Source organism: Bacillota bacterium, assembly GCA_023511455.1.
GTDB lineage: Bacteria > Armatimonadota > HRBIN16 > HRBIN16 > HRBIN16 > HRBIN16.
This window is the reverse complement of record JAIMBJ010000008.1, coordinates 1-13,636: the sequence shown is the minus strand read 5'-3', so window position 1 is coordinate 13,636 and position 13,636 is coordinate 1. Positions and strand designations below refer to the sequence as shown.

At 60.5% G+C, this 13,636-nt stretch carries 7 protein-coding genes and 1 tRNA gene; 3 read left to right on the top strand and 5 right to left on the bottom strand.

Translation table 11 applies throughout. The features are described 5' to 3' along the window. Positions 1-28: 28 nt before the first annotated feature. Positions 29-3,841 (bottom strand): hypothetical protein, encoded by a 3,813-nt coding sequence (locus tag K6U75_06780; GenBank protein ID MCL6474740.1) that lies wholly within the window; start codon positions 3,839-3,841, stop codon positions 29-31. Positions 3,842-4,033: 192 nt separating this feature from the next. Between K6U75_06780 and K6U75_06775 the strand changes: the two genes are divergently transcribed. Continuing rightward, on the top strand, positions 4,034-7,729 hold the full coding sequence (locus K6U75_06775; GenBank protein ID MCL6474739.1) for a PDZ domain-containing protein: 3,696 nt from the start codon (positions 4,034-4,036) through the stop codon (positions 7,727-7,729). A gap of 40 nt (positions 7,730-7,769) precedes the next feature. Here the strand turns inward: K6U75_06775 and K6U75_06770 are convergent, their stop codons facing one another. Both K6U75_06770 and K6U75_06765 read right to left on the bottom strand, forming a co-directional pair. Next, complete coding sequence (locus K6U75_06770) at positions 7,770-8,375, bottom strand: VanW family protein (protein ID MCL6474738.1); 606 nt, start codon at positions 8,373-8,375, stop codon at positions 7,770-7,772. Positions 8,376-8,387: 12 nt separating this feature from the next. After that, positions 8,388-10,316 carry a PAS domain S-box protein gene (locus K6U75_06765; GenBank protein MCL6474737.1) on the bottom strand — a complete coding sequence of 643 codons (1,929 nt, stop codon included), beginning with the start codon at positions 10,314-10,316 and terminating at the stop codon, positions 8,388-8,390. A gap of 246 nt (positions 10,317-10,562) precedes the next feature. Between K6U75_06765 and K6U75_06760 the strand changes: the two genes are divergently transcribed. Next, positions 10,563-11,594: a hypothetical protein gene (locus K6U75_06760; GenBank protein ID MCL6474736.1), complete on the top strand. Its 1,032-nt coding sequence runs from the start codon at positions 10,563-10,565 to the stop codon at positions 11,592-11,594. A gap of 7 nt (positions 11,595-11,601) precedes the next feature. Here the strand turns inward: K6U75_06760 and K6U75_06755 are convergent. Then, a tRNA-Arg gene (locus tag K6U75_06755) sits at positions 11,602-11,677 on the bottom strand. 217 nt (positions 11,678-11,894) lie between these two features. Between K6U75_06755 and K6U75_06750 the strand changes: the two genes are divergently transcribed. After that, positions 11,895-13,211 (top strand): DUF6298 domain-containing protein, encoded by a 1,317-nt coding sequence (locus K6U75_06750; protein ID MCL6474735.1) that lies wholly within the window; start codon positions 11,895-11,897, stop codon positions 13,209-13,211. Here the strand turns inward: K6U75_06750 and K6U75_06745 are convergent. Continuing rightward, on the bottom strand, positions 13,208-13,444 hold the full coding sequence (locus K6U75_06745; GenBank protein MCL6474734.1) for a hypothetical protein: 237 nt from the start codon (positions 13,442-13,444) through the stop codon (positions 13,208-13,210). The genes K6U75_06750 and K6U75_06745 overlap by 4 nt on opposite strands. Between the last annotated feature and the right edge of the window lie 192 nt (positions 13,445-13,636).

The following is a 13,636-nucleotide window of genomic DNA, read 5'->3' as shown; positions in this document are numbered from 1 at the left end:
ATGAACAGACCGATTCCTCCTCGACTTCCTACACCATCCGGTAATCTACCCTGCCGTGCGCCATCACCTTCACGATGATGAATCCGCGTCCGGGCGGTGGTTCGCCTTCGAAGCGTATCTCTGCCCGCTCATCGGGTTGTAACCGGAATCCCTGTGTGTGTTTACTCCCGGCGGTCAGGCGATACATGCCTGCGGCATCGCCCCACGTCTCCAGCGGCGTGATAACCTGCACCGCGCCCTGAATCAGGTCGTCCGTGCCGTTGCGCAGGCGCACCACCAGCGCATGGCGTTCCACGTCCATCTCCCACTCGGGGAAATATTCACGTCCGACCTCCAGCACATCTTCGTAAGTCTGCCCGTCCCACTCCAGCTGCGCGCGCACCACTCCGGTGCGTCGCGGCGTGTCGAAGCAGAGCAGGACTTTCCATATTTGCGACTCGCCGGCGGGCAGGTCGAACGGTATTTCGGCAGGCACGGTATGCCAGCCTTCAGGAACGATGAGGCGCACCGTCCCTGTGGCGTTGCGGTCGCGCAGGTTGTTCACCACGCCAACCTCCAGCGTGTTGATGGTCACACCGCCCTGCGCGATGTGGATGCCCGTTTTCACCTCACCACGCAAGCTCACTGCCACCGGCAGGTATCCAATGGGATCTGCGCCCAGATTGTGCTGCCAGTAGCGTACGTAGACGGGTTGCACCGGTTCGGCGGTGGCTCCCAGCACGCGCCGTCCGCCCTTTGGCGTGAACGGTTTTGGCTTCAGCAGGAAGGTCTCGACGGCGAAGCTGTCCAGCCTGAACGACACGGCATCCTGCTGCACTTCCAGCGACTGCAGCGGTTCCTCCAGCAGATTAGCCTGATGCGCACTCTCGATACCCGTGTGCCAGCGCAGGTAAACGATATCGCCAAAGCCAGTTGGGTCGTATAGCCGCGCGATAATCCCCTTGCTTTCGGCATCGACAGGATGCGATTCGAACCGTCCCGTCGGGTTGTCTGCTGGTTTCAACGCGGTGAGTACGGCGTGTGCGGCATCCGCCTGCAGGAAGGAGTAGTCCAGTGGCAGCGCGCCCCCGTGCAACATGCCCTGCACCGTCTGCAGCGGGTTATCCACCTCCCAGCCGACTCTCGCCACCTGCGCCTCACGCCAGCTGCCCCGATGCGGATACAGGCTGTAGCGGAAGAGGTGTGTTTTGTGTTCGGGGATGAACACAAAGGGCAGGCGGTCGGGCTGCCCCCAAGGGGTGCCTCCCCACGCGGCGGTGTGCATCAGGAACAGCACCATCGTGTGGTCGTTCTCTACCGAGTTCAACACGTTGCCGGTGTTCACCAGCGCGACACCGTAGTCGTCGGCGGGCAGGGGGCGTTCCACCAGATTCGCGCTGGTCGGCAGGGCGATGCAGGCGGTCTCTTCCAGCTGCGCCGCGAGTTGCTGCACCATCGCCTGCAAGGCAGCCGCCTCCTTCGCGGCAATCACCAGCACAGGCAACGGCTGCCAGCCGTTGGGCATGAAGGTGTCTTCCACCAGCGCGATGCCCTGCTCTTCCTGAAGAATCGCCCGCAGGCGGTCGGCTTGCGCTTTGGGCAGGTGTCCCAGCAGGTCAGCCAGCATGGTGTTGTCCCCGTTCATGCTGATAAGTACCCGGAAAGACATGCCGAGCGACAGGTCTTCGTTGGGATTGTTGGGGAAGGGCAGAATGGTGTCTTCCACCGGCAGCTGCAGTCGGCGTGGTGCGTCGAAGTCGTCATAGACGGGAGTGCAGGGGATGCCCTTACGAATCAGCGCACGTTGCAGGATGTATGCCGCCTGCACGCTGGCGGGATGGTGCGAGGTCACCAAATGGCACATGCCGAACGGACGTTGCTGGTCATCGGTGAAGCGCACCCATGCTGCGCCTGACAGGTCTACCCACTGGCAGGCGTGCCGCGCGCCGCACTCCGAGTAGTTGCGCCACTGGTGGAAGCGGAAGTCCAGCTTGCCCTTGCTCTTGCGCTTGGTGATGGCTCCGAACCGCTCTTCGAACACCGGCTCCGCGTTTTGCACGTTCACGGGGAAGGTCACCACGAACAGTTCGTTCTCGCCGCGGTATCGTTGCAACTGGGTGGCGAAGTCGATCCGACGCACGCCCTGCGTTAAAGTCACCACCTGCTCGCGCTCGCAGGAACGCATCTCGCCGCGAATCACCAGCCGCGATTGCACAGGTCCCTGAAACGCCTGTACCGTTGCCGCGTAGTCGCGGGAGAACCACTTCGGTCCCAGCGTGTAGCACTCCCAGGCGGGTTCCGCGCGGTCCGCCTTCTCCAGCAGCGCGACGATTTCATTGCCCGGTCCTGCCTGCAGGTTGAGCACCTCGCGCTCCGCCAGCTTGTCGACGATACTGCTCAGTCCACCCCCCAGCTGCGGGTCGGCGGTGACGCGGAAGTACTCGTTCTCGATAGTGTAGCCGGGGATTAGCTGGGGCGCGGGAGGCAGGACATCGGTCTCCACCACGCGGTAGGTGCGAAAACCCATCGGCGGGATGTCCTTCGCCAGCAGGGTCACCTCCGCCTCACGCAGGGGCAGGCGCGGCGGGATGGGCGATTCCAGCTGGCAGGGCACGCTGTTGCCCTGCGAGTCCTCGATGCGGAATCCGCTGACCGGTTTGGGGAAGCGCAGGGTCACCCGCACGGCGTCAGTGCGGCTCCAGTTCAGCGCGTTATGCACCTGTAACGCGATGACAGTAGGCGGCGGGGCGGTGTAGGCGGTGTCGGTCTGGTCGCAGATGTAGCGCAGGCTGCGGGTGCGCACGTCGTGCGCCAGCTCCAGCGCCTCGCGGAAGCCCGCCATCATGTCCAGAAAAGCGCGGTCGCAGGACGGCCCCGCGATGCCATCGTGATGCTGGTTGAACAGGATTTGCCGCCACGCCTTGTCCAGTGCTTTGTCGGGATATTCCGCGCCCAGCAGGTGGGCAACGGTAGCAAAAAACTCTGCCTGCTGCAGGCTCTGTTCCGCCAGACGGTTGGCGATTTTCAGCTCGATGCGCGACAGCCCCGTGCCCTGATGGTGCCACTCATAATCGCGGGCAGTGACGGGTATGGAGACAGTGCGCTCCTCATGCTGGTGGAAGGCGTGTTCGAACCACTGCTCATGTCCGATGCCGCTGATGAGGACGGCGTGTTCGCGCCGCGCCAGCTCGTCGCAACGTCCGGCAATCCACGCGGTGGGCGGCTTGAAGTCCACGCAGTCCAGACGGCAGTCGGCGGTGAAGCCCAGCGAGCGCATCTCCTGAAAGAAGTCGTTTATTGCCTTCAGGAAGGTATCGGGGTCGCTGCTGGGAAACCAGTAGCCCATGCGTTTGAACAGCAGCGGCTCGCCGTCCAGCGCGAGATGCCAGAACACCGCCAGCGCACCGCGAATGTCTTTACTCCAAATGCACCCTCGAAAGCGCGACTTACGCAGAATCTGCCCCAGTTGCGCCGTGTGTCCGAACACGTCCCAGGGCATGTATATCCACGGCTGGTCGCCCAGCACGCCCTCGTGGTACCAGCGTCCGTACAGGATGTTGCGCACGATGCCCTCGCCGCCGATGACCGTCTCGGTGGGCTGGCTGTGCGAGCCGCCCGTGCCGATGCGCCCCTCCTGTATCCAGCGGCGCACTTCGGGCAATGCTTCCGGGTGTGTGTCTAAATAGGGTTTCAGGTAGGTCAACTCATGCAAAAAAACGCCGTAGTGCGGGTCCACACGCAGAATCTGCAGGTTCTGGTGCATATCGCCCAGCAGGCTCACTGCGTAATCGCGCTGGTCCTCCAGCCACACCACATCGGAATGAAAGCCGGGCACCACGTAGGTGCAGGTGCGCTGCGCCATTGCCGTTCCCCCTTCGTGTCAGCATCTGTGTGGTTATCCAGTTGGGCACGAAAGGGACGGTGTCCTGCCTGTCTCGCCCTCCGAAACCTTATCTCCTGCCACGGTGTCTGAGTATGACGTCTGCGCTTTCGCAGTAAAGATGCAGCCAAACAGCGAAATAAACGTCACCACGTGTTCAAACAGGAGAGGAGTATGGAAAGCAGAACCACTGTATGGCTGACGGCGATTGGGGTGTGGTTGTGCCTGATGGTGAGCCGGGGAACCGTTGCACAGGAGACCACTATTCCCCACCCTGGTATGCTGCGCTACCCCGATGTGAGCGCAACGCACATTGTCTTCGTCTACGCCAACGACCTGTGGCTGGTGCCGAAGTCGGGCGGACTGGCTGTGCCTCTGGCAAATCCGCCGGGGCAGGAATCCTTCCCACGCTTCAGCCCGGACGGCAAAACCGTTGCTTTCGTGGGCAACTACGACGGCAACCGCGACATCTACACGGTGCCGGTAGAGGGAGGCATTCCCTATCGGGTAACCCATCACCCGTCCTTCGAGTGGCTGAGCGAGTGGACGCCCGACGGCAACAGATTGATTTTCTCGGCATCCAACCTGAGCGGTTTCGGACCGGGTATGAAGATGTATACCACCTCCGTGAAAGGTGGTCTGCCCGAGAAACTGCCGATTCCCTATGGGGTGAACGGTAGCCTGAGCAGCGACGGGGTATGGCTTGCTTATACTCCGCATTCCACTGACAACGCGACGTGGAAGCGCTATCGCGGCGGTATGGCAACCGATATCTGGCTGTTCAACCTGCGCACCAAACAGTCCAGACGCATCACCGACTGGGAGGGTACCGATACCCTGCCCATGTGGCATGGCGAAAAGGTGTACTACCTGTCCGACGCCGGACCGGAACACCGCCTGAACATCTGGGTATACGACACCCGCACCGGCAAGCGCGAACAGATTACCCGCTTTAAAGATTTCGATGTGAAGTGGCCTTCTATCGGACCGGGAGACAGAGGCGAGGGCGAAATCGTCTTCCAGCAGGGTTCCCACCTGTATCTGCTGAACCTTGCCACGCGCAAGGCGCAACCGGTTCAGGTGCAGATTCCGGGCGCCCGCCCCACGCTGCGCCCTCGGGCGGTGGACGCCAGCCGCTTCATCTTCGGCTGGGGCATCTCACCAACCGGCAAGCGTGCGGTGGTGGAGGCGCGCGGCGACATCTGGACACTTCCCGCCAAAAACGGCTCTCCACGCAATCTCACCCGCACCAGTGGCGTGGCAGAACGCGACCCCGCCTGGAGCCCGGACGGACAGTGGATTGCCTACTTCTCCGATGCCACCGGCGAATACGAGCTGTATATCATGCAGTCCGACGGCAAAGGCGAGCCCAAACGGCTAACTACCGACGGCGCGTGCTTCCGCTACAACCCCGTCTGGTCACCCAATTCGAAGTTCATCGCCTTCTCCGACAAGACGGGCGCGCTGTACATCTACGGTATGGATAGCGGTCGGGTGAGGCTGGTAGACAAAGACCCGTGGGCGGTAGCCCCGTCGCCCAGCTGGTCATCTGACAGTCAATGGATAGCCTACGCCAAAACCGGAGAGCGCAGCCGCAGTTCCGAGATATGGCTGTACAACGTGGATACCGAGCAAAAGGTGCAGGTCACCAGCGGTATGTTCAATGACAGCTCGCCCGTGTTTGACCGCAAGGGCGACTACCTGTACTTCGTAAGCCATCGCCACTTCCGCCCGTTCTACGAGGACCTGGGCACCACGTGGATATACGCGGGCACGCAGGTTCTGCTGGCGGTGCCTCTGCGGGCAGACATGACCTCACCTTTCCTGCCCAAAACCGATGAGGAGAAATGGGGTGAGAAAGGCAAAGAACAGCCGAAAGAGGGGCAACCCGAAAAGCGCGAGGAGAAACCCGCTGCTCCCGCCCAGCCGACAGACGAGGTGAGCGGCGAATGGAGCGGAACGGTATCGGGAAGCATGATACCGGGCGGTAGCCTCAGCATCAGAGCGAAGCTTCAGCTGCAACCCAATAACACGGTGACCGGCACGGTGGAAAGCCCGATGGGCAGCGCATCGGTGAACGGAACCTATAACCCGAACACAAAGGAACTGGCGCTGGTCGTCACCCTGCCCGATGGCACCGTACTGAACCTGAACGCAAAGATTACGGGTAACACCCTGGAAGGCACGGTGACCGCCCCCACCGGGGAGAAACTGCAGCTGAGGGCGGAGAAGGTTGGAGGAGCGCCTGCAGCACCCGCCCAGCCTGCAAAGCCAGAGGGCGCACCGCCTGCCAAACCCGATGGGAAGGTGCACATCGACGTTGCGGGCTTCGAGGCGCGTGCCATCCAGCTGCCGGTCAAACCCGGGCGATTCGGCAGGCTGGCGGTGAACGACCGCGGGCAGCTGATTTTCGTGCGGATGCCCGTCGCCGGCAGCGAAGAACCGCCCGCCATCAAGCTGTTCGACCTCAACGATGAGAAGCGGGAAGAGAAGGTCGTCGCCAGCGGGGCGAGTTCCTTCGATATCTCCGCCGATGGTAAGAAGCTGCTGGTGATTCGCGGCAACGCGGCGAGTATTCAGGATGCTGCACCCGGAGCATCTGGCGACGCTGTGGTCACCAGTGGGATGAACGTGATGATCGACCCTCGCGCCGAGTGGAAGCAGATATTTACCGACGCCTGGCGCATCCAGCGCGACTTCTTCTACGACCCCAACATGCACGGCGTGAACTGGAAAGCCATGCGCGACCACTATATGCCGATGCTGGAAGACTGCGTCAGCCGCGAGGACGTGAGCTTCGTCATCGGCGAGATGATTGCCGAGTTGAATGTCGGTCATGCCTACTACATGGGCGGCGACACCGAGCAGGCTCCCTCGGTATCGGTTGGTTTGCTGGGGTGCGATTTCGAGCTGCATCGTGGCGCATACCGCATCAGCAAAATCTATCAGGGTGCGCCGTGGGATTCGGATGCACGCGCACCCCTGAGCGAGCCGGGCGTGAAAGTGAAAGAGGGCGACTACCTGCTGGCGGTCAACGGTGTGCCGATAGACACCAGCAAAGACCCCTGGGCGGCTTTTCAGGGGATGGCAGACCGTGTGGTCAACATCACCGTGAACGACCAGCCGGTGATAGATTCGAACGCCCGAGAGGTAGCAGTGCGCCTGCTGAGCAGCGACAGCAACCTGCGCTACCGCGCGTGGGTGGAAAGCAAGCGCGCCTACGTGGAACAAAAGACGGACGGGCGGGTGGGCTATATCTACGTACCCAACACCGGAACCGACGGACAAAACGAGCTGGTGCGCCAATTCTTCGGGCAAATCGGTAAGGACGCGCTCATTATCGACGAGCGGTGGAACGGCGGTGGTCAGATACCCACTCGCTTCATCGAACTGCTGAACCGTCCGTTGACCAACTACTGGGCGCGTCGCGACGGAAACGACTGGCCCTGGCCACCCGATGCGCACTTCGGTCCCAAGTGCATGCTGATTAACGGTCTGGCAGGCTCGGGCGGCGATGCCTTCCCCTACTACTTCCGACAGGCTAAGTTGGGCAAGCTCATCGGCACGCGCACGTGGGGAGGGCTGATAGGCATCTCCGGCAACCCACGCCTGATTGACGGCGGATATACTTCCGCCCCCACCTTCGCGTTCTATGAGAAGGACGGCACCTGGGGTATCGAAGGGCATGGGGTAGAACCCGATATCGAGGTCATCGATGACCCTGCGCTGATGGTGAACGGCGAGGACCCCCAGCTGGATGCCGCCATCCAGCTGATGCTGGATGAACTGAAGCGCAACCCATATATTCCGCCCAAACGCCCGCCCTACCCTGACCGCAGGGGAATGGGTATCCGCGCGGAGGACAAATAACCCTGCAGGGGCAACCACAGGGGGTTGCCCCTGCACGCCCCTACCTGCCCAAATAGTACACGTCTTCCGACATCTTCTCGCGGCGGCCGTTTGGGTAGACACGCCACACTGTTACCTGCAGGGCGGGCATCCTATCACGCACACAGCGGCTGGCAAAGCGTGAAAGGCGCACCCGGGTGGACGGCGGTTTTTCACCCCAAAGCTCCACCTGCAACCGCCGCTCCTCCACGCTGGCGCGAATCTGCACTGCGAAGAGATGGGGGTTTTTCACCTTAAGGTCCAGAACGCTGCTGACCGTTGCGTCCAGACCGGGCTCCAAATACGGCACAGGCATGGCGTGTGCATGTCTCTCTATCACCTGCAGGTCGGTCAGCAGCGCCGCAGCGTACAGCGTACTGGATACCTGGCAGACGCCCCCTCCTAACGCGCGCACGCGCCCTTTGTCTGTAAAGACCGGAGCCGCTTCGAAACCAGCATCGGGCGCCTGACGCGAACCCACCGCCTGATTAAAAGAAAAGACGGCGCCCGGCAAGATAACCCTGCCGTCCAGCTTTTGGACGGCAAGGCGGATGTTCTGTACCCTTGCGCGGTCTGCCGGGTTAAAACGGGTTAATGCCTGTGCCCACAGGTAGCGGAACTCCGGCATAGTCCCCTCCTGTTATGCAGAATCCAGTACCTCGCGCACCCGATGGGCAAGGTCGGCGGGGCGATACGGCTTCGGCAAGAAAGCGATGCCTTCCTCCAGCACACCGTGATGCACAATCACGTTCTGGGTGTAGCCGGAGGTGTATAGCACCTTCAGATGTGGGTATCGCTCCTGCAAGCTTTGAGCCAGCGCCGCGCCGCTCATTCCGGGCATCACCACATCGGTTAGCAGGAGATGGACAGGCTCTTCCAAGCTTTCCACCAGTCGCAGTGCATCCGCACCGTTCGCGGCTTGCAGCACGCGATACCCATGTGCCTCCAGAGCCGCCACCGCGACATCCCGCACGGCATCGTTATCTTCCACCACCAGAACGGTTTCGTGGCCACCGATGACTCTCCTGCGCATGGGGCGTTCGGGCAAGCCTGCCGCAGTTTCCTGCGTGCGCGGCAGATACACCTTGAAAGTGGTGCCTTTACCCGGCTCGCTGTATACCCAGATACTGCCCCCCGCCTGTTTGACAATCCCGTAACAGGTGGACAACCCCAGCCCGGTTCCCTTGCCGGTCTCTTTCGTGGTGAAAAAGGGCTCGAACAGGCGGGCAAGGGTGCGCTCGTCCATGCCGATGCCGGTGTCGCTGACTGCGAGCAGCACGTACTCGCCTGCCTGCACCTCCGCGTGGCGAGCACTGTACGCTTCGTCCAGAGTGACGTTCGCCGTCTCGACGGTTAACACCCCGCCCTCGGGCATGGCATCCCGCGCGTTAATTGCCAGATTCAACAGCACCTGCTCTATCTGGGTAGGGTCAGCATAGACATGCCACAGTTCCGGCTGCAACACCGTCTCCAACCGGATGTTCTCAGGAAGCAGGCGTTGCAGGAAAGTTTCCGCTTCGCGCACCAGTTCGTTCAGATTGAACACCCGCGGGGAGATAATCCGCCGCCGGGCGAAAGCCAGCATCTGGTTGGTGAGGTTGCTCGCCTGTTCCGAGGCTTTCAGTATTTGCTCGATGTATGCGTGTGCCGGATCCCCCTCCGACACAGTGGATTGCGCCATTTCGGCATAGCTCTGGATGACCGTCAGCAGGTTGTTGAAATCGTGGGCGACGCCTCCCGCCAGCTTGCCCAGGCTTTCCAGTTTGGAGGACTGTATCAGCTGCTCGCGCAGCCGTCGCGATTCGGTGACATCCAACGCCACGCCAAGCAGTTGCCTTGCGCTGCCGTCGGGGAATCTGTCAAAAACGGTGGTGCGCAGCAAGATCCACTTCCAGTCGCCTGTCTGGTGCTGGATGCGGCACTCCACCTCCACCATGAACCCCTCGGAGGCGTTGCGCAGTTTTCGCATCTCTTGCCGAACCAGGGGGCGGTCATCCGGGTGAAGCAGCTCTTCCGGCGCCAGATCCCCGCCGGTCAATTCGCCCGGCAGGTATCCCGTAATGGCCAGCGACTCGCGACTCGCGTAGACCAGCCGCTCCTGTTCGAGGCTGTAGATGAACAACACCGCCGGTAACGCATCCGAGATGTGCTGCAACAAGCGCTCGTTCTGTTTCAGGGCCTCTTCCATTCTCCACTGCTCGGTCACATCTCGCAGGATGAAGATGTAATGTGTTACCGGCCCGGAGGCATCGCGCAGGGGAGCAACGGAGGCTTCCATCTGGAACTCTTCGCCCTCTTTGCGGTAGTGGACAGCACGCCAGGTGACGGTTTTTCCCCTCGATGCCATCTTTTCCAGTTCACTCAGCAGAGAACGTCGTGTGTTCGGTCCCTCCAGAATCTGTGGACTGCGCCCCACGACCTCCTCCAAAGAGTAGCCGGTCAAACGGGTGAAAGCGGGGTTGACGTATACAATGGTGGGACCGGGTGGGTTCCGGTCGGCAGTGGTTATCAGTATAGCCTCCGGCGCCTGCTCCAAAACCATCTGAGCCAGCGTTTCTTCAGTTCTCATTACTGGTTCCTCCCTCTCCGGGGTTCAGCTACGGAAAGGCACAGGTGCGGAGGCAACCGGTACGGCAGTTTGCAAAAGACACGGGCTCGTTCCCTGCGAGAGGAAAGATGTTCATCTGCACCGCCGCTGTGCGTCTCCGGTGCATTATATCAGGTTTTGCAGGCTGTTTGCTACCCCCTGTCGGGGGAAACTCCGTTATAATGAAGTGGGGTTCTCTCGCATCGCGACAGGAGGAGGTATCCGATAGTGTTTCAGAAGAATCAGCCCAGACTACGACCGAAAACGTTCAACGTGATAGTGATTATCTACGACCCTGTACTGCGCACGCGCGGCAACCAGAAGCTGACGCAGTACATGAAGTGGCATGACCCCCGCAAACTCACGCAAGCGATGATCGATGACGCCCGTGAAACCAGCGGCGGTTACGTCAACTATCGCGTGGTGGAAACGATAGAGTACGATGGCTTCCCGACCAAGCGCACCGGTTTCGCCTACACGGAAGAGCAGTTCCTGGAGGTGTGGGAAAAAGACCGCAATAAACACGTGCCGGGCATGACCAGCTTCAAACGCATGTTTGACCAGTTTGACCTGTACCGCAAAATCCGCAGCAAGAACGTGAGTGAAATCTGGCTGTGGGGTGCACCCTATTTCGACTGGGATGAATTCCACTGGAAAACGCCGGGCGACCGCATCCCCTACCAGACCGACAATCCGTGGTTCTACCGACCCTACGACATTCCCGACGTGGGCAAGACGCTGTGGATTATGGGCTGGAACTACGAGCGCGGTGAAGGCGAGATGCTGGAGAGCTACTGCCACCGCATCGAGAGCGTACTATCGCTGACGGTGGGCAAGGGCATCTGGGACCACAAGCGCAACGGCGATAACATCTCGAACCGCTTTACCCGCGTGGACAAAGATTTCCCCGGCGAGTCGGAGGTGGGCAGTGTGCATTACGCCCCCAACTCCCGCAGTGACTACGACTGGGATAATCCCACCCCTGTCTGGAGCTATGCGGACGACTGGCTGACCTATCCCCACCTTCCACGCAAGAAGAAGCTGATGAGCAATAAGGACTGGGGTTCACTGCCGGGCGTGCCCGCCATCGTGCGCCACCACAAGTGGTGGATGGAGCGCATTCCAAAGGCTCCGGGCGTCACCGACGGCTTCTACAACAACTGGTGGGAGTACATTGTGAACTACGATGAAGCAGTCAGGCGATTGCCCCCGCCCGGCGCGACTTTCCAGAAAGCAAGGGTGGCAATGTACGCGGAGTAAATGAAGATGGCGCCCTCGGAGGGATTCGAACCCCCGACGCCCTCCTTAGGACGGAGGCGCTCTGTCCACTGAGCTACGAGGGCGCCTTGCGACTTTATGGTAACATGTTTCTGCCCCTGCTGTCAAGTCGGGTCAGGGAGGCTTTATAGACCGCCTCACTGTGTGCCCCAACGAGCGATTGCTGCAGGTATCCAGTGCCCACACACAGACCATTTCAGCACATGTGGTGGTAACACCCTGTGTCCTGCAATCGTCTAATCCTGCGGATACCTCCGACGACGGAGCGATTAGAGAAAAGAGATGCCTGCAGACCACAGCACACCGATGGGTCCATTGCGTCCTCATCCGCGCAACCCGCGCTATTTTGCCAATGCACGCGGTCGGGCAATCTACCTGACCGGTTCCCACACATGGATGAACCTTCAGGATATGGGGACTGCGGATCCACCCAAACCGTTTGATTTTAGCGCGTATCTCGACTTTTTGGTACAGCACCATCACAACTTCATTCGCCTCTGGTCGTGGCAATCGACAGGAGCCTGGATATTCCCCCGTATTACCCCGCACCCCTGGCGACGCACCGGACCGGGCAATGCCAGCGATGGCAAGCCTCGTTTTGACCTGACTCAGCGTGATGCCGCATACTTCCGTCGCCTGCGTGAACGGGTACAGCTCGCCCGACAGCGCGGCATCTATGTATCGGTGATGCTGTTCGTCGGTGGCAACGTGTCCGTACCCGACGAGTGGAAAAGACACCCCTTCCGACGCGGCAACAATGTCAACGGCGTCGACGGCGATATCGACGGAGACGGTACGGGCAAGGAGACGGTAACTCTTCAGCAACACCGGCAGCTTCGAACGGTGCGGGAAATACAGCTTGAGTACGTCCGTCACGTCATCGACACGGTGAATGAGTTCGACAATGTGCTGTATGAGATTATCAACGAAGGCGGCACGCGCGAGTGGGATTGGTTTATGGTGAATTTCATCCACGAATACGAGCAAACGAAACCTCTGCAGCACCCGGTGGGATTGACCGGTCACGGCGGAGAGAGCAATGACAGCATGCTGAGCAGTCCTGCGGAATGGTTCTCACCCGGCGCAAGTGAGTGGAGAGACCTGCTTTCGAACCCGCGCGTTGCCGATGGGCGAAAGGTCTCGATTCTGGACACCGACCATCTCTGGGGAGAAGGTGGTGACTACCTCTGGGTATGGAAGAGCTTCCTCAGAGGACATAATCCCATTTACATGGACCGCATCGCCGCGCTGACGGGAGACACACGTGGCGACATTCCGGGAGCGGAATCTGCGCGCAAGGCGATGGGGCTTACCCGACAGATTGCGGAGCAGACGGACATGGCAGCGATGGTCCCCCGCCCCGAACTCGCCTCCACTGGTTACTGCCTGGCGCACGAGGGCAGAGAGTACGTGGTATTCCTGCCGGAAACGCGCAAGGTGCAGGTCAATCTGTCGGCATCCCGCAAACCTCTCACCATACGGTGGATTCACCCGGTAGAGGGAACCGTGAAACAGGGAAAGACAGTGCAGGGTGGTGCGCGACGCGAACTGGAGTCGCCTTTTGAAGGAGACGCAGTACTCTGGATGCGGACGATTTAGTTTTCCACGATCTCTCGCGCCAGTTCCGCCCACTTCCTGAGTCTTTGCCAGTTGTTCTCTACCGTTTCCACGTCGCAGAGCTTCAGCACGTGCACCGTGCCCTTCGCCGCCTCATGCCGCTGGAACAGTTCCTCGCGCATCTCCTGCTCGGAAAACTCAAACAACACCTTCGTGGGGTGCGAATGCACCTCCAGCACCTGTTGAGCAAGGTCTACCAGCACACTATCCGGCATCGTTCCCTTTCCGCCCTTCGTTCTCCACAGAATATGTGCATAGCGATTCGCCGCGGGGCGGAAGCGCCCCTGTTGCAGGAGGAAAGTTCTTGCGAAATGAAAAATATTCCGATATACTGTTGTTACCAATGGCGAGTCACATTTAATTCCCAGTTTGAAATGTCACATATCCAAACGCTTCGATGGTATCAC